The following is a 15,628-nucleotide window of genomic DNA, read 5'->3' on the forward strand; positions in this document are numbered from 1 at the left end:
AGCAGACTGGTAACAGGGGCGGCAGACCGCTAGAATACGCGCCTTCCGTTCGCGACCACCGCACAGCCCGTGAGGATCAGCATGTCCACTACCCCATCGACCAATCCCAAAGTTGGCTTTGTCAGCCTTGGCTGTCCCAAGGCCCTGGTCGATTCGGAGCGCATCCTGACCCAGCTGCGCACCGAAGGCTACGACGTCGTCCCCACCTACGAAGATGCCGATGTGGTGGTGGTCAATACCTGCGGCTTTATCGACAGTGCCAAGGCCGAATCCCTGGATGCCATTGGCGAGGCCATTGCTGCCAATGGTCGCGTTATCGTCACCGGTTGCATGGGCGTGGATGAAAGCGTCATCCGTGACGTGCATCCCAGCGTCATGGCAGTAACGGGGCCCCAGCAATACGAACAGGTGGTTAATGCCGTACATGACGTGGTTCCACCCAGAGCTGATCACAACCCCTTGATCGACCTGGTGCCACCCCAGGGCATCAAGCTGACACCCCGTCACTATGCCTACCTGAAGATTTCCGAAGGCTGTAACCATAGCTGCAGCTTCTGCATTATTCCCAGCATGCGCGGCAAGCTGGTCAGCCGCCCCGTTGGCGACGTGCTCAGCGAAGCGGAACGGCTGGTCAAAGCGGGCGTCAAGGAACTCCTGGTGATCTCCCAGGACACCAGCGCCTATGGGGTCGATATCAAGTACCGCACCGGGTTCTGGAATGGCCGCCCGGTCAAATCACGTCTGACTGAAATGTGCGACGCCATGGCTGAACTGGGCGTATGGATTCGCCTGCACTACGTGTATCCCTATCCGCACGTTGATGAACTGATTCCGCTGATGGCCGAAGGCAAGGTGCTGCCCTACCTGGATATCCCCTTCCAGCACGCCAGCCCCAAGGTTCTCAAGGCCATGAAGCGTCCGGCCTACGAAGACAAGACCCTGGCCCGCATCAAGCGCTGGCGCGAGATCTGTCCTGAACTGACGATTCGCTCGACCTTTATCGTCGGTTTTCCTGGTGAGACCGAAGAAGATTTTCAGTATCTGCTCGACTGGCTTACCGAAGCGCAGCTGGATCGCGTTGGTTGCTTCCAGTATTCACCCGTTGAAGGCGCGCCGGCCAATGATCTGGACTTTGAACCCGTTACCGATGAGATCAAGCAGGACCGTTGGGAACGCTTTATGGCCCATCAACAGGCCATCAGCAGCGCTCGCCTGCAATTGAAAGTAGGCAAGTCTATTCAGGTGATCATTGACGAGGTCGACGAAGAGGGTCCGATTGGTCGTGCCATGGCCGACGCCCCGGAAATCGATGGCAACGTCTATATCGAAACCGATCAGGCACTCAATCCCGGTGACATTGTCACTGTCAGAGTGACCGATGCCGACGAGTACGATCTCTGGGCTGAATTGACCTGATAGCCTGATAGCTGCTGACAGGGAGCAAGCGACATGACCATGCGCGTTGGCATTTATCTTTTCGACAAGGTTGAAGTGCTGGACTTTGCCGGCCCCTTTGAGGTGTTCACCTCCGCAGCGCGAGTCTGGCGCAATAGCAAACCTGACGAAGCAAGGCTGTTTGAGGTGTTTACCCTGAGTTCCGAAGGTCAAAGCATTCAAGCCCGTGCTGGCCTCCGGGTGGTACCAGACCACAGCCTGAACAGTCACCCACCGATAGATCTGCTGCTGATTCCCGGCGGCATCGTCTCTGCCGAACTGGATAAGCCTGCAGTGATTGACTGGATCAAACAGCAAGCGGCGCAGGCCCAGGTCACTTCGTCAGTCTGCACCGGCGCCATGTTGCTGGCCAAGGCGGGCTTACTCGACCACCTGACCGCCACGACCCACTGGGAAGATATCACCGAGCTGCAGCAAACCTTCCCCAGGGTCCAGGTGCTGAGTGACCAGCGCTGGGTGGATCATGGACACATCATCACTTCAGCCGGCATCTCCGCTGGCATCGATATGAGCCTGCATCTGGTCGCTCGGCTAGCCGGTCAGGATATTGCCGCGCAGACCGCAAGACAGATGGAGTTTGACTGGACAGCGCGACCCTGAGTCGCCGCTGTTGCACCTGCGTCCCGACAGGGACTCTATTCAACTGACAAGGTAACCACCATGAGCACCCTTCCACCCTGCCCGGCATGCGGTTCCGATTATACCTACGAGGACGCCGCACTCCTTGTTTGCCCGGAATGCGGGCATGAATGGTCATCTACCGATCAGGCCAGTGCTAGCGAGGTGCGGGAAATCCGTGATGCCAACGGCAATCCGCTGCAGGACGGTGACAGCGTGACGGTGATCAAGGATCTGAAGGTCAAGGGCTCATCCCTGGTGGTCAAGGTCGGCACCAAGGTCAAGAATATCCGCCTGGTAGAGGGCGACCACGACATTGACTGCCGGATCGAGGGTATCGGCGCGATGAAACTCAAGTCCGAGTTTGTCAAAAAGTCCTGATCCAGACTAATGCTGCGCGATGGTCGCCATCCAGGCAACCACCAGCGAGGCAACTACCACAATACTGATGGGTTTGCGCAGCGCCAGGTACCAGACCGGTGCCAGGCCATGGCGCACCGCCCATACATCGGCAAAGTACATCGCCGCAAAGGCCAAAAAGAAAACCGGCAAAGCCAGGTTGATCGGTAGGCTGAGGGCAAACCAGCCCAGCAAGGGCGGAATCACCGAGAGTCCGAGCTGAACCGGGGCTTGATCACTGGCCTCATCGGCGCGCATGGCCAGCCCCCAGTGTATGGCGCCCATAAAGGCCAGGATAACCGCTGCATAGTTCAGCAACTCCTCCATAACCCACTCACGCCAGGCCTCCGGCGTCACCCACAAGCCCAGAGCCCCGGTCACAAAGGGTATAAGCCCAGCCAGACCAAGACCCATGGCCAGGTGCGGTGGACGTATTGCGCTGAACGGATGCATGGGTACTCCAGAAAGGCTGGGTTGTCTAAAACCACCGGCCCATTATAGGCCGCTGGACCTGCTCGGCAAATCGTTATCCTCGAGCAACTGACTGGCGCGCCGCGGACGCTTGCGCGGTAATCTGCGCAGCAGTATCTGCAAGCACTGCTGCAAGCGCTGCCGGGCGTCGGGCGTGGGCTGGTCATTCCCCTGGGCATAGAGTTGCTGGACATACTCGTCAAAAAAGGCACTCAGTTCAGCGACCAAAGCGGGTAGTGCGTCACTCAAACGCAGCTGCCAATCCCGTGGTCCCTCGCCCTTCAGGGCTTGCAGCCCCAGATGCTGTAGGCGTCTATCAAGCTGTTGCCAGGCGCGAACCCGTGTATCCCGGTGGCGACGCTCTGGACGCAGGGTCCAAATGGCCAGGGGAATCATTACCAGACCGACGCAGATCAGCAGAATAATGCCTAAGCGCTGCCAATCCGTGGTGCCTAACCAATCACGGAAAAACGCTAGTTGCCGTTCCGACTGATAGCCCAGCACACGCATCTGCCACTGGTAATTGATGTCATCCCAGGTCATGCGCAGGTTATTGACCCAACTGATATTGCGAAAGCGCGCTGCGGATAGCGGCGAATCTTCCAGAAAGCTGCCCTCGCCCTGAAGAGCATCCTGCAAGCCGCGCTCTATACGCTCAGGTGCTACCTGGAAAGTAGGATCCACTGATACCCAGCCGCGCCCTGAGAGCCAGACCTCTACCCAGGCATGGGCATCAAACTGGTGCACCAGAACATAGTTGCCACGCGGGTTGACCTCGCCGCCCTGGTAGCCCGCCACCACCCGCGCCGGAATCCCTGCCGCGCGCAGGACAAAGGTCATGGCGCCTGCATAATGGGCACAAAAACCACGCCGGGTATCAAACAGAAACTCGTCATTGGTATGCCTGCCGAGTGTCTGTGGCTGCAGGGTGTAATGAAAGGGTTCACGGTTGAAATGCGTCAGCAAGGCGTCCACCAGGTCCGCATCACGCGGGTACTGACGGCGTAGCTGCATGGCCCATCGACGACTGCGCGGATCCACCTCGTCAGGCAGATTGGTATAGATCCGCTGTTGCAGCGGATCAAGCGATTGCGCCTCAAGCAAACTGTCCGGGTAGGAGGTGGCCCGATAACTCAGGGTTTTACTGATTGGACGCTTGGCCTGGAGCATGAAATCGCGAGTCAGCATCAACGCTGCATTGTCACTACTGGCTCCGCGCAGACTGAAAACCCAGGGCTGTTGCGTAGCCCGCGTCAGCACTTCATAGCTGACCGCCTCCCCCCGGGTTTCCCATTGGCGCGGCTGACCGGAGGAGGCGAATGTAGAGTGACTCCAACGCCGACCATCAAAGCTGCTCAAGGTCAGGGCGCGCCAGTACATCTTTTCGTGGGCAGGAATTTCGCCATCGAAACTGACCCGAAAAGCCAGATCGGCTGATCGCGCCAGATTGGCAATATCGCCCGGGGTCATGCTCTCGGCCAGTCCAGTCGACGCACTCTGGCCGGGGGCGTTGACCGCCCATAATGGCCCGATGCGCGGAAACAATAAAAACAAGACCAGCATCAAAGGCACTGCTTGTAGCAGCAGCACTGCACCGGTTTTCAGGGCGCGCGCTGGGTCATTGCGTCCTGGGGTCTGTTGCAGTCCGACCAGAGCAGCGACCAGCACCAGCAGGGAAAAACAGTGGTACAGGGTCAACAGGATGCTTTGATCAAACAGAAAGGCCGTGGCCAGAATAAAAAAGCCCAGATAAATCACCACCATGGCGTCCCGTGGGTGGCGCATTTCCAGCAACTTGAGCATAAACAGCAGCAACAGCAGCATGACGGCGGCGTCCAGCCCGATCATGCTACCTTGGGTAACGAAAACACCGACAGCGATCAGGAATACGCCCAGTGCCTTGAGCAGATTACCCGGATACACCCAGCGCATCCGCTGGATCTGCACCCGCCAGACCGCACAACCAATCCACAGCACGACGACCCACAGAGGCAGACGCGGCAGTTGCGGCAACAGCACCACGATCTGGGCGACCAGCAGCCAGGCCAGACTGTTGCGCGGGATGAGTGCGTGTCCTTTCATCCAGCCACCCCATAAAGCGCCAATGCCCTGAGGCAAGCATCACGGTGAGCATCACCCAGGGCCGGACTGAACTGCTGCCCCTTGATACTCAGGCCATAGGGTTGTGCGGCCTGCTCCAACTGCATGATCCAGCCACAGAGAATCGAAAGACGCTGTTCGATATCGGTTCCAGGCGTCTGCTCCAGATCGAGCCAGAGCGCATTGTGCTGCGGCTCGGCAAATATCTTGCTGTGCAGGCCCTGACCACGGGAATAGGCTCGCCAATCAAGACGACGGCGCGAATCACCGGGCTGGTAATGACGCAACCCCTGAAAGTCATCCACACCCTCCCCCATGGGCACATCCCCCTCACCGTCACCCCCACCGACAAAGGGCAAAGGCATCGTCAGTGGCTTGGGGTAGACCAGCACGCGCCAATTCAGATCCACCAGACTCCAGGCCACAAACCAGCCCAACGGATAACGCGTATCGATGCGCAAACGTCCCGGGCTGAACCAGCCGCGTTGCGCGGTCGGATGATAGAGGGTTACGCGCATATCAGCGCCGTGAACAACATCGAGGGTTTGCGACAGGGCATCCGGCCAGCCAAGGGTAATGGATTGATGTTCATGCCGGGGGGCAATCAGGGTCAACTCCAGTGGTGCAGCCTCACCGGCAAACACCGCCCTGGCGCCGGCAGTATGCAACTCCAGGCTCGAGAGGTTGCGATAGGTATGGTGCAGCGAGACCCAGAACAAACTGCCGAGCACAAAGGTAACCGCATAGACCAGACTGTTCTGGTAGTTGATCGCCCCCACCAGCATGATCAGCAACAGCAATAGCAGACCCAATCCGGCGCGGGTCGGGATGATAAAGATTTGCCGGTGATTCAATCTGACCATGCTGGCCGCAGGAATGCGCCGCTTCAACCAGCGGTCAAACAGATTGGACAGGCGCGATCCGAGCAAGATGCTCACACCGCAGGCACCTCTTTCAGCAGCCACTGGGCCAGTCCGCCGCCGCCGTGACCGGCTGGATCTTCACTGGCACGCAAGCGATGACTGACGACGGACGGCAGCACAGCCTGCACATCCTCAGGGATCACATAATGGCGCTTTTCGAGCATGGCCCAGGCGCGTGCCGCTGCCAACAGACCCAGACTAGCACGCGGTGACAGCCCCCAGGCACAGACCTGGGATTCACGGGTGCGACTGACCAGCCGCAGTATGTAGTCGATGATCGCCGGGCTGGCCGTGATCTTGGGCACTTCGGCCTGCAGCGCACGCAGCGTGTCACGATCCAGCACCGCCGCAACGCGGTCAAGCCTGACGGTACGCTCATCACCCATCAACAGCGCTTTTTCCGCCTGGGGTGAGGGGTAACCCAGGGACAAGCGCATGAGAAAGCGGTCAAGTTGCGACTCGGGCAAGGCAAAGGTACCGCTTTGCGATACCGGGTTCTGCGTGGCAATCACAAAGAACGGATCAGGCAAGGGCCGGGTCGCGCCATCGACGGTGACCTGCCCCTCCTCCATGGCCTCCAGCAGGGCGCTCTGGCTTTTGGGCGTGGCGCGGTTGATCTCATCGGCGAGAATCAGCTCAGCAAAGATTGGCCCCGGATGGAAGACAAACTGTGCGGTATTGCGGTCGAATACCGAGGTGCCCAGAATATCCCCGGGCAACAGGTCACTGGTGAACTGGATGCGTTGATAGCGCATACCCATGACCCGCGCCAGCGCCTGTGACAAGGTGGTCTTGCCCATGCCCGGCAAATCCTCGATCAGCAAATGCCCCTTGGCCAATATGCAGGCCACCGCCAGTTTGACTGCTCGCTGCTTGCCCAGCAGCACCTGATCAATGGCGTCCAGCGCCTGACTCAACGCATCCTTCATACTATCCCCTTGTCTGCCTTTAGGGCATGTTAGGTGCCTGCATGTCAGCCCGAAAGGTGCATGCAACGACTTGTAACAGCTTGTTGTTTTTTCTGGCACGGGGCTGGGTCATGATCACTGCTGATACTGAGGATGATCCTGTCATGCCGCCGTCCCTGCGCTATCTGTGTTTGCCGCTCGTCCTGCTGTTGCAGGCCTGTTCGCCCCTGGCACCCCTGAACCTGATCATACCTGACTCATCCTATCGTGTACTCAGTGACCAGGCCTACGGCGATCAGCCAAGACAGAAGCTGGATGTCTACTTTCCCCGGCAAGGGCTGCAGGAGGCGCCCATCGTGGTGTTTTACTATGGCGGCAGCTGGCGAGGTGGCAAACGTGAACACTATGTCTTTGTTGCTGAAGCCCTGGCAAGGCGCGGCATTATCACGGTGGTCGCCGATTACCGTGTGTATCCCGAGGTCCGTTACCCGGATTTCCTGATAGACAGTGCCGCCGCCCTGGCCTGGGTTGAAGAGGCACGTCAGTCCTGGCAGCAGACACCCCAGCCGCTGTTTGTCATGGGCCACAGTGCCGGCGCCTACAACGCCGCGATGTTGGCGCTGGATCAGCGCTGGCTGCAGCAACAGGGACTGGAAGCCGAGGTACTGGCTGGCTGGATCGGACTGGCGGGCCCCTATGACTTCATTCCGATCCTCAACCCGCGGGTCAAGCCGATATTTCATCACCCGGATACCTCGGCAGACTCGCAGCCGCTGTTCCATGCCGGTAGTCATAGCCCGCCAGCACTGCTGCTAGCCGCCAGTCCCGATCGCCTGGTTGACCCTCAGCGCAATACCGGTCAAATGGTCGAGGCACTCAGGGGGGCTGGCGTCCGGGTCGAGACCCAGGTTTTCCCCTCGCTGAATCATTTCAGCCTCGTGCTGGCCATGGCCAAGCCCTTTGAGGACTGGGAACCGATCGCCGATCAGGTCGCTGAATTTGTAATGGACCCGGCCTTCGCCCCCTGAGCCGACTGCATGCTTTCCAAACGTTGGATCATATAGCGCACATGCAGATGCAAGCTGTACAGCTCGTGGGCATAGGACAAGGGCACATCAACCCGGGTCAGCTCGTCCTCGAGCCGATGCAGGGCGGCAATCTCGTCATTGATCACGCTGGCTATCTGGTCCTTGAGAATCAGCCTGTCAACCCGCCGCAGGTACTCATACCAGCGGTATACCCGTGAACGCACACGCCAGCGATAAATCGGCCCCATGCTGCGCATCAGCGGCAACATGATGGCAATAAAGGGAATCACCAGCACGATATAGCGATCCACGATGGAGGCGATCCAGAAAGGCAGGTAGCGCTGCAGGAAGGGGGTGCCGCGTTGATGGTAATAATCCGCCTCGCCAGTCAGGGGCAGATCCATGGGCTGCGCCGCCGGAAAGCTACCCGGCGGATCAATCAGATTACCCTCACGCAACACATCACGCGCTGCGTCCAGTACCAGCGCAGTCAGCGCCGGGTGAAAGTCGTCATTGGCCACCAGGGTGGCGACCGGTGAGAGCAGACTGATCTCGCCGGCAGGAATGTTGCGCTGAATATCCAGCAGCCCCTCCGGCACCCGGATATCGGCAAGAAAGGGCAAGCGCGCAGAAAAGGCCCGGGCCTGACGAATATCCACCAGCTCGACATCCGGATGGGCAATCAATTCACGCACAATACTGTTGCTGGCCGGCAGAACAAAGAAGGCGGCATCCAGCTCATCGGCGAGCAGTGCATTGACCGAGGCACGCCCGGGCAAGGCCTGCCACTGACCATCATTGAGACTGTCGAGTCGCTGCAGGTCATTCTGTACCGCGAACAGGCTGCGCACCACAGACCAGGTGCCACTGCCCTCGCCACCCACCGATACCCTTTTGTCATTCAGATCACTGAGCCGCTGAATACCCAGATCACGACGCTGGAACAACCACAATGGCTCGTGATACAGAGCGGCCAGACCATTCAGCTGTGCCAACTGACTGGCATCGGCCATTTGCTCAACGCCGCTTTGGATCAAACCCAGTTGGACCTCACCACTGCCATCGGTCAGCCGCTGGATATTATCCATCGAGCCGCGACTGGGCCGTAGCTCGAGGGTCAGGCCCTCCCGCGCCAGACGTTCCTTGAGCGCTTCACCGAACTGGTGATAGCCACCGCTTTCACCGCCGGTGGTCATCACCAGGCTGCGTGGCGGCGCGGGATCGAGAAAGCGGAACAGCACCCAGAGCAATACCAGAACCAATGGCACCATCCATAGGTTAGCTCGTATGAACAGGGCGGTCTGTTTAAGAACATGCATGTAGCGCTCTCCAGCGAGTGAACTGGGTAGAGTCTAAACGCACTAACGCAAATGGGCGAACTGGCGCACCAGCGACTTGTCGGTCACAGGGGTGCGCCAGGCAAAGACTATCAACCAGCCAGAACCATACCCACACCCGCCAGGCCGATCAGCGCGCCAAGTGTGCGCGACAACACCGCAGCATGACTCCGGCGCAACCACTGGCCCAGGCTCAGGCCGAACAGATGCAGGCCGGCAGTGGCCAGGGCAAAACCGGCAGCATAGGTGCCTGCAGACGCGTCCAGAGGCATCTCGGTACCGTGCGCATGGCCATGAAACAGCGCAAACACAGCGACCAGCGAGGCACTGGCCAGCAGCGGCAATTGACGCGCCCAAAGCAGCATCAAACCCAGCACCAGAACCGAGGCGACAATCCCGGACTCGACAGCCGGCAGGATCATACCCGCCATCCCCAGAGCGCCACCGACGAGCATGACCACGACAAACAGCACCGGCAGAAACCAGCGTGCGCGTCCGCCCAGCTGAGCCCCCCAGAGGCCTACGGCCAACATGGCCAGCAGGTGATCGAGACCGAGCAACGGATGGCTCAGTCCCGCCAGCCAGCCCTCCATGACCATGTGTCCGGGGTGCGCATGGGCCATGGCGGGTAAACCCAGGCTGGCGCAAAGCAATAGTGTTTTCAGAGTAATGTGGCGCATGGTCAGACTCCTTCTGCCTGTTTGTTCTGGTCTTTAAACGGCCGCAGCATGCCCTGACGGACAATAAAGGCGATGATGTCATCGACCCCTGTACCGCTTTTCAAATTGGAAAAGACAAAGGGCCGCTCGCCACGCATCTTGGCTGCATCGCGGTCCATGACGCCCAGATCGGCGCCGACCAGCGGTGCCAGATCGGTCTTGTTGATAATCAACAGATCGGAGCGGGTAATGCCGGGACCACCCTTGCGCGGAATCTTGTCGCCGGCGGATACATCAATCACGTAGAGCGTCAGATCAGACAACTCCGGACTGAAGGTAGCAGCGAGATTATCGCCACCGCTTTCCACAAAAATCAGCTCGACTGCGGGAAAGCGTTCCTGCAATTCGGCAATGGCCGCCAGGTTCATCGAGGCATCCTCGCGAATCGCCGTATGCGGGCAACCCCCGGTTTCCACCCCGAGAATCCGGTCAGCCGGCAGCGCTTCATGACGCAGCAGAAAGTCGGCATCCTCGCGGGTATAGATGTCGTTGGTAATGACCGCCAGATCGTAATAGGGGTACAGGCGTTCACAGAGAATACGCACCAGGGCGGTCTTGCCGGAGCCAACCGGGCCACCGATGCCGACGCGCAGGGCAGGTTTGCTATGCATATCAAGTTTCCTCAGGATCGAAAGAGTCGAGTGTATTGGTGTTCGTGCCGGGCACTGGCAAAGGCCAGCCCCGGTAAGCCGGCGCCCAGCTCGTCATCGGTCAGCAACAGGGCCTGATCAATAATAGGCCCCAGGGATGGCAACAGACGATCAAGCAGGCGCTGGGCATCGGTCTGCCCCAGCGGAATCAGTTTGGTAGCTGCACCGGTCTGGTTTTCCAGCCAGCTCCAGAGCACACCCAGCGCCAGGGTTCGTTCCCCGGTCTGCCAATGCTGACCGGCCATGGCCATGGCACTGACCAGCGCCAGCGGCTCCCCGGTACGCCAGGCGAGTGCCGCCGGGTTCTCAAGGGATTTCAGCAGGCGCAGCAAGGCGCCGCCCTGCTGGCTGTCTTCCAGATAGAGTTCGGCGGTTTCCCGACTGGCCAGCAGCCAGTCGTTCCAACGGGCAAATCCTTGCTCATCACCGGCCTGCAAGGCACGGTACTGGCGCAGCAGCAAAGGAATATCGAGACGCCCCAGAGACTCGCGAGCCAGACCGGAGAGCCAGTCAGCGGCGCTGTCCAGGTCGGTTACCCAGTGCTCACCTATGGCATATTCAAGGCCCTGAGAGTAGGCATAGCCGCCTATCGGCAAGGCCGGGCTGGCCAACTGCATGACCCGCAGCAAGGCGGCATCCTCAATGCCCATGACCGTGTAACCGTAACAGGGGTGCCGGCGGCGTTGCGACACTGTGGGCATGGTTGTGATAGGCACCCGGCTCCGGGTTGAAGGGCGCATGCACCGACTCAACATTCAGCCCGAAACCAACCAGCATGGCGTCCAGCACATGATCACAGAGGTAACGCAGTTTCCCCGGCTGGATCTCCAGCGGCACATGCCGGTTACCCATGTGGTAGGCCGCCCTGGACAGCAACAGCGGGTCGTCACAACAGACCTGCGACAGTTTTTCCGACCGGGCGCGGATAACGACAACGCTGCCATCGGTGGCCAACAAGCGGTCACCTTCTGCCAGCACCCGCCCACGCGGCAAAAACAGACCGACTTCGATACCCGACTGGGTAGTAGCGCGAAGACGGCTACGCGTACGTTTTTCGTAGGTCAGCTCCAACTCATGATGAGCCGGGCCGCTGCCCTCAAGCCATTCATGGCATTCCAGCATGTCCGCCTCCTCAGAACAGGTAATAGCGTTGTGCGAGAGGCAGGGTTTCTGCCGGCTCGCACAGCAGTTCAACACCATCTGCCTTGACCACATAGGTCTGGGCATCGACGTCGATCTTCGGCTGGTAATCGTTGAGTTTCATGTCGGCCTTGCTGATGCTGCGGGTTTGGCTGACCGCTTCGAGGCGTCGATTCAAACCCAGTCGAGCACCAATATCGGCCTCCAGCGCTGCCTTGCTGACAAAGGTCAGACAGGTACTGTTCATGGCGCTGCCAAAGGCTCCGAACATGGGCCGGTAATGCACCGGCTGGGGCGTCGGAATTGACGCGTTCGGATCGCCCATGGGCGCTGCAGCAATGCTGCCGCCCTTGATGATCAGACTGGGCTTGGTGGCAAAAAAGGCGGGTTTCCAGAGCACCAGATCCGCCAGCTTGCCGACCTCGACCGACCCGACTACATGGGATATACCCATGGTAATGGCCGGATTGATGGTGTACTTGGCGATATAGCGCTTGGCGCGGAAATTGTCCGACCAGTCATCGTCCTCTGGCAGCGGGCCGCGCTGTACTTTCATCTTGTGTGCGGTTTGCCAGGTGCGGGTCACCACTTCACCTACCCGGCCCATGGCCTGGGAATCGGACGAAATCATGCAGAAGGCGCCCAGGTCATGGAGTATGTCTTCAGCAGCAATGGTTTCACGGCGAATACGCGAATCAGCAAAGGCCACGTCTTCGGCAATGGCTGGGTCAAGGTGATGGCAGACCATCAGCATATCCAGATGCTCATCCACCGTATTGACGGTGTAAGGTCGCGTCGGATTGGTTGATGACGGCAATACATTCGGCTCGCCACAGGCCTTGATGATGTCCGGAGCATGACCGCCGCCGGCGCCTTCAGTATGGTAGGTATGGATAACCCGGCCCTTGATAGCCGCCAGGGTATCCTCGACAAAACCGGACTCATTCAGGGTATCGGTGTGAATCGCCACCTGCACGTCATAGACATCCGCCACGCTCAAACAGCAGTCAATCGCCGCCGGGGTGGTTCCCCAGTCCTCATGCAGTTTCAGGCCCATGGCGCCGGCCTTGATCTGCTCTTCCAGTGCCGCTGGCAAACTGGCGTTGCCCTTGCCAAGAAAACCCAGGTTCATGGGGAAGCTTTCCGCTGCCTGCAACATCTTGCCGATGTGCCAGGCCCCCGGCGTGCAGGTGGTGGCATTGGTACCGGTAGCCGGGCCTGTGCCGCCGCCGAGCATGGTGGTGACCCCCGACATCAGGGCCTCTTCGATCTGCTGCGGGCAGATGAAATGAATGTGCGCATCGATGCCACCGGCGGTCAGGATCATACCCTCCCCGGCAATCACCTCGGTGCCCGGACCAATGACGATATCAATCTGCGGCTGAATATCCGGATTACCGGCCTTGCCTATAGCCGCTATCAATCCATCGCGTATGGCCACATCGGCCTTGACGATGCCCCACCAATCCAGGATCAGGGCATTGGTGATCACCGTATCCGGTGTTTCCGCCCTGACTCGCTGACTTTGGCCCATACCGTCACGGATAACCTTGCCACCGCCGAACTTGACCTCTTCGCCGTAGCAGGTGTGGTCCTGCTCAACGCTGATCCACAGCTCGGTATCACCGAGACGCACACGATCCCCGGTGGTCGGACCATACATTTCGGCATAGGCCTGCCTGTCAATTTTCATCACAACACCCCCATGACCTGACCGCGAAAACCGTATACCTTGCGCTCTCCGGCAAGGGCCACCAGTTCGACTTCACGGTACTGGCCGGGCTCAAAACGCACGGCTGTGCCGGCAGCAATATTCAAGCGAAAGCCCCGCGCCGCCTCACGGTCAAACTGCAAGCCGGCATTGGTCTCGGCAAAGTGATAGTGCGAGCCGACCTGAATAGGTCGGTCACCGCTGTTGGCAACGGTCAGCTTGATGGTCTGGCGACCTTCATTCAGTTCCAGACTGCCTGGCCGGGTCTGGATTTCTCCGGGAATCATCTGCTCTCTCCCCTTCAGGGTATCGGGTTGTGCACGGTGACCAGTTTGGTACCGTCGGCAAAGGTGGCTTCTACCTGAACTTCGGCAATCATTTCCGGCACACCCGCCATCACCTGATCGCGACGCAGCAGGGTGCGGCCAAAGCTCATCATCTCGGCCACGCTCCGCCCATCGCGTGCGCCCTCCATGATCGCGGCGCTGATATAGGCCACCGCCTCGGGGTAATTCAGAATCACGCCGCGCGCCAGTCGGCGCTCGGCCACCAGGGCTGCGGTAAACAGCAGCAACTTGTCCTTTTCCCGGGGTGTCAGCTCCATGGTGTTACTCCTGTCAGGTATTCCAGATACGTGGCGGGCAAGCTGCCCGACCATTGATCAAAGGGCGCAGATGTTGCCAGAGGCGCATAAAGGTAAACCGTGCCTGCTCGGCATCCTGCCCCAGGTAGCGGCCAATCAACAGCCCGTGCCTTTGTGTCAGGGCCAGTTCGGGGACAGCGGAAAAGGTCTCGCGCAGGGCATCAAGCCGGTCGCGATCCAGGGTCAGACTGGCCAACCAGGTACCGCTGACGCCCTGTCCGGCCAGTCCCCAACGCGCGCTGAGCAGAGGATCACCACCGATAAAGCGGTTGCGCTCGATATACACCGGGCGTCCTTCACGCCAGACATCCAGGCACTGCTCAACCCGGCCATGGGCGAAGCCTTCGTTCGCTGCCGGGCGGCCCAGACACAGCAGATCCCAGAGACAGAAACGCGCACTGGCCGCCAGGTCGATACGCGTCACCAAGCGGGCGTTACACCCTTCATAGGCGATGCTGTCCTGGGGTAGAAATTCCAGACTGCTATGCTCGGCCAGATTGAAACGGTTGTGCTGGATCTGCAGCGTGCCGTTGTCCCGGGCACGGTAGAACTTGCCGGAAGACGGGGTGGTCAAGAGCGCCGTAGCACCGGCATGCATATCGACCTGCAGGCGCAAATGATCACCGCTGACCAAGCCACCAGGCGGATGCAGGATATACAGATGGGGACAGGCGGGTCCTTCGGGATGCAAGGCCCGCTGAACGCGCAGGGGGCCACGGTGACTGAGATGCTGCAAAAGACTGCGCCCATCGCAGTGGACAAAACCCAGGTTCAGTCCAGCCTGCCAATTGAGCGCACTGTCATGTTGTTCGAGGTGCCAGGCAGCCGTCATCCCGGTACGCATCCCTATGTGATCCGATTCGTTGATCTGGATGAGCAAGGGTCGTGCCAGTAGCCCAGTACCCAGCTGTGCAGGCTTGCACAGGCTGTGCTCGAACAAACTGCGCACCAAATAAGTGCCAGCATCGCCGCGCGCACCAAAATAATGCTTTAGCCTGTGCTTTGGTCGTAGACGCCTTGCTAAAACAATTACCTGTGATAGTGTCAGTGGTGGCTGCAAGCCGCAGTCATTCCCACACTTTTTTTAATCCAAGCAAGGAGTCTTTCCGTTCGCCATGAACAAATCACCCGCTATTGTGATGACCCAACTGGATGTCCAGCGTCTTGACCAGGTGTTGGCCGCGCTGGATGCCCCGATTGACCTGCTGGAGTCCCTTGAGGGCGAAATGCTGAGGGCTCGGGTGGTCAATCACAAGCGTATCGCAGCTGACGTTGTCACCATGAACTCGACGGTGCGTTTTATTGATGAGGCTAGTCAGCGAGAATTCGTCTTGACCCTGGTCTACCCCGACAAGGCCGGACAGCCCGGGACCATTTCGGTGCTGGCGCCGGTTGGCATTGCCCTGCTGGGCCTGAAAACCGGCCAGCAAATTGACTGGAAAGGCCCGAACGGCCGCCCCCTGAAACTGAAGATTGTCGACATCCTGTACCAGCCGGAAGCCAACGGCGACTACCACCTCTGATCT

General features: G+C 59.4%; 18 protein-coding genes. 5 read left to right on the forward strand and 13 right to left on the reverse strand.

The genetic code is table 11. The features are described from left to right. Positions 1-81: 81 nt before the first annotated feature. The 3 genes from rimO to AC27HQ_RS05600 are packed head-to-tail and all read left to right on the forward strand — an operon-like array spanning position 82 to position 2,454. Complete coding sequence (gene rimO, locus AC27HQ_RS05590; protein ID WP_487155100.1) at positions 82-1,416, forward strand: 30S ribosomal protein S12 methylthiotransferase RimO; 1,335 nt, start codon at positions 82-84, stop codon at positions 1,414-1,416. Between the two features lie 33 nt (positions 1,417-1,449). Beyond that, a complete protein-coding gene (locus AC27HQ_RS05595) occupies positions 1,450-2,055 on the forward strand; it encodes a DJ-1/PfpI family protein (RefSeq protein WP_487155101.1) in 606 nt (201 codons plus the stop codon). A 60-nt stretch (positions 2,056-2,115) separates the two neighbouring features. After that, positions 2,116-2,454: a zinc ribbon domain-containing protein YjdM gene (locus AC27HQ_RS05600; RefSeq protein WP_487155102.1), complete on the forward strand. Its 339-nt coding sequence runs from the start codon at positions 2,116-2,118 to the stop codon at positions 2,452-2,454. A gap of 6 nt (positions 2,455-2,460) precedes the next feature. Here AC27HQ_RS05600 and AC27HQ_RS05605 read toward each other — a convergent pair whose 3' ends face one another. From AC27HQ_RS05605 to AC27HQ_RS05620, 4 genes are read right to left on the reverse strand one after another with little or no spacing between them, the layout of a single operon-like run. Further along, on the reverse strand, positions 2,461-2,925 hold the full coding sequence (locus tag AC27HQ_RS05605; protein WP_487155103.1) for a DUF3429 domain-containing protein: 465 nt from the start codon (positions 2,923-2,925) through the stop codon (positions 2,461-2,463). A 42-nt stretch (positions 2,926-2,967) separates the two neighbouring features. Next, positions 2,968-5,025, reverse strand: coding sequence for a transglutaminase TgpA family protein (locus AC27HQ_RS05610; RefSeq protein WP_487155104.1), 2,058 nt, complete (start codon positions 5,023-5,025; stop codon positions 2,968-2,970). After that, positions 5,022-5,981, reverse strand: coding sequence for a DUF58 domain-containing protein (locus tag AC27HQ_RS05615; RefSeq protein ID WP_487155105.1), 960 nt, complete (start codon positions 5,979-5,981; stop codon positions 5,022-5,024). Before AC27HQ_RS05615 ends, AC27HQ_RS05610 begins: the two co-directional genes overlap by 4 nt. Continuing rightward, the gene (locus AC27HQ_RS05620; protein WP_487155106.1) at positions 5,978-6,895 is read right to left on the reverse strand and encodes an AAA family ATPase; all 918 of its coding nucleotides are present in this window, start codon (positions 6,893-6,895) and stop codon (positions 5,978-5,980) included. The genes AC27HQ_RS05615 and AC27HQ_RS05620 overlap by 4 nt, the downstream gene beginning before the upstream one ends. Positions 6,896-7,038: 143 nt before the next feature. Here AC27HQ_RS05620 and AC27HQ_RS05625 point away from each other — a divergent pair, with 143 nt between their 5' ends. Then, positions 7,039-7,902: an alpha/beta hydrolase gene (locus AC27HQ_RS05625; RefSeq protein WP_487155321.1), complete on the forward strand. Its 864-nt coding sequence runs from the start codon at positions 7,039-7,041 to the stop codon at positions 7,900-7,902. Here the strand turns inward: AC27HQ_RS05625 and AC27HQ_RS05630 are convergent. The 9 genes from AC27HQ_RS05630 to AC27HQ_RS05670 form a co-directional block, all read right to left on the reverse strand. Further along, positions 7,860-9,221, reverse strand: a complete 1,362-nt coding sequence (locus AC27HQ_RS05630; RefSeq protein WP_487155107.1) for a TAXI family TRAP transporter solute-binding subunit — start codon at positions 9,219-9,221, stop codon at positions 7,860-7,862. The two genes, AC27HQ_RS05625 and AC27HQ_RS05630, sit on opposite strands and share 43 nt — an antisense overlap. 110 nt (positions 9,222-9,331) lie before the next feature. Next, positions 9,332-9,910 carry a HupE/UreJ family protein gene (locus AC27HQ_RS05635; RefSeq protein ID WP_487155322.1) on the reverse strand — a complete coding sequence of 193 codons (579 nt, stop codon included), beginning with the start codon at positions 9,908-9,910 and terminating at the stop codon, positions 9,332-9,334. Between the two features lie 11 nt (positions 9,911-9,921). After that, the gene (ureG, locus tag AC27HQ_RS05640) at positions 9,922-10,569 is read right to left on the reverse strand and encodes an urease accessory protein UreG (RefSeq protein ID WP_487155108.1); all 648 of its coding nucleotides are present in this window, start codon (positions 10,567-10,569) and stop codon (positions 9,922-9,924) included. An 11-nt stretch (positions 10,570-10,580) separates the two neighbouring features. Further along, the gene (locus AC27HQ_RS05645) at positions 10,581-11,258 is read right to left on the reverse strand and encodes an urease accessory protein UreF (RefSeq protein ID WP_487155323.1); all 678 of its coding nucleotides are present in this window, start codon (positions 11,256-11,258) and stop codon (positions 10,581-10,583) included. After that, on the reverse strand, positions 11,248-11,730 hold the full coding sequence (gene ureE, locus AC27HQ_RS05650; protein ID WP_487155109.1) for an urease accessory protein UreE: 483 nt from the start codon (positions 11,728-11,730) through the stop codon (positions 11,248-11,250). The genes AC27HQ_RS05645 and ureE overlap by 11 nt, the downstream gene beginning before the upstream one ends. A 10-nt stretch (positions 11,731-11,740) precedes the next feature. Beyond that, a complete protein-coding gene (gene ureC / locus AC27HQ_RS05655; RefSeq protein ID WP_487155110.1) occupies positions 11,741-13,441 on the reverse strand; it encodes an urease subunit alpha in 1,701 nt (566 codons plus the stop codon). Continuing rightward, a complete protein-coding gene (locus tag AC27HQ_RS05660; protein WP_487155111.1) occupies positions 13,441-13,746 on the reverse strand; it encodes an urease subunit beta in 306 nt (101 codons plus the stop codon). The genes ureC and AC27HQ_RS05660 overlap by 1 nt, the downstream gene beginning before the upstream one ends. Positions 13,747-13,760: 14 nt before the next feature. Next, positions 13,761-14,063, reverse strand: coding sequence for an urease subunit gamma (gene ureA, locus AC27HQ_RS05665; RefSeq protein ID WP_487155112.1), 303 nt, complete (start codon positions 14,061-14,063; stop codon positions 13,761-13,763). 13 nt (positions 14,064-14,076) lie between these two features. Next, positions 14,077-15,051 carry an urease accessory protein UreD gene (locus tag AC27HQ_RS05670; RefSeq protein ID WP_487155113.1) on the reverse strand — a complete coding sequence of 325 codons (975 nt, stop codon included), beginning with the start codon at positions 15,049-15,051 and terminating at the stop codon, positions 14,077-14,079. Between the two features lie 166 nt (positions 15,052-15,217). On the opposite strand from AC27HQ_RS05670, the gene rnk reads away from it, so the two are divergent. Continuing rightward, on the forward strand, positions 15,218-15,625 hold the full coding sequence (rnk, locus tag AC27HQ_RS05675; protein WP_487155114.1) for a nucleoside diphosphate kinase regulator: 408 nt from the start codon (positions 15,218-15,220) through the stop codon (positions 15,623-15,625). Positions 15,626-15,628 lie beyond the last annotated feature (3 nt).

This window comes from Halopseudomonas sp. 4NH20-0008 (assembly GCF_057548395.1).

Bases quoted from the DNA above. Each gene is read 5' to 3' on its own strand.
- rimO (WP_487155100.1), top strand. From the start codon at position 82: ATGTCCACTACCCCATCGACCAATCCCAAAGTTGGCTTTGTCAGCCTT.
- AC27HQ_RS05595 (WP_487155101.1), top strand. From the start codon at position 1,450: ATGACCATGCGCGTTGGCATTTATCTTTTCGACAAGGTTGAAGTGCTG.
- AC27HQ_RS05600 (WP_487155102.1), top strand. From the start codon at position 2,116: ATGAGCACCCTTCCACCCTGCCCGGCATGCGGTTCCGATTATACCTAC.
- AC27HQ_RS05605 (WP_487155103.1), bottom strand. From the start codon at position 2,925: ATGCATCCGTTCAGCGCAATACGTCCACCGCACCTGGCCATGGGTCTT.
- AC27HQ_RS05610 (WP_487155104.1), bottom strand. From the start codon at position 5,025: ATGAAAGGACACGCACTCATCCCGCGCAACAGTCTGGCCTGGCTGCTG.
- AC27HQ_RS05620 (WP_487155106.1), bottom strand. From the start codon at position 6,895: ATGAAGGATGCGTTGAGTCAGGCGCTGGACGCCATTGATCAGGTGCTG.
- AC27HQ_RS05625 (WP_487155321.1), top strand. From the start codon at position 7,039: ATGCCGCCGTCCCTGCGCTATCTGTGTTTGCCGCTCGTCCTGCTGTTG.
- AC27HQ_RS05630 (WP_487155107.1), bottom strand. From the start codon at position 9,221: ATGCATGTTCTTAAACAGACCGCCCTGTTCATACGAGCTAACCTATGG.
- ureG (WP_487155108.1), bottom strand. From the start codon at position 10,569: ATGCATAGCAAACCTGCCCTGCGCGTCGGCATCGGTGGCCCGGTTGGC.
- AC27HQ_RS05645 (WP_487155323.1), bottom strand. From the start codon at position 11,258: ATGGGCATTGAGGATGCCGCCTTGCTGCGGGTCATGCAGTTGGCCAGC.
- ureE (WP_487155109.1), bottom strand. From the start codon at position 11,730: ATGCTGGAATGCCATGAATGGCTTGAGGGCAGCGGCCCGGCTCATCAT.
- ureC (WP_487155110.1), bottom strand. From the start codon at position 13,441: ATGAAAATTGACAGGCAGGCCTATGCCGAAATGTATGGTCCGACCACC.
- AC27HQ_RS05660 (WP_487155111.1), bottom strand. From the start codon at position 13,746: ATGATTCCCGGAGAAATCCAGACCCGGCCAGGCAGTCTGGAACTGAAT.
- ureA (WP_487155112.1), bottom strand. From the start codon at position 14,063: ATGGAGCTGACACCCCGGGAAAAGGACAAGTTGCTGCTGTTTACCGCA.
- rnk (WP_487155114.1), top strand. From the start codon at position 15,218: ATGAACAAATCACCCGCTATTGTGATGACCCAACTGGATGTCCAGCGT.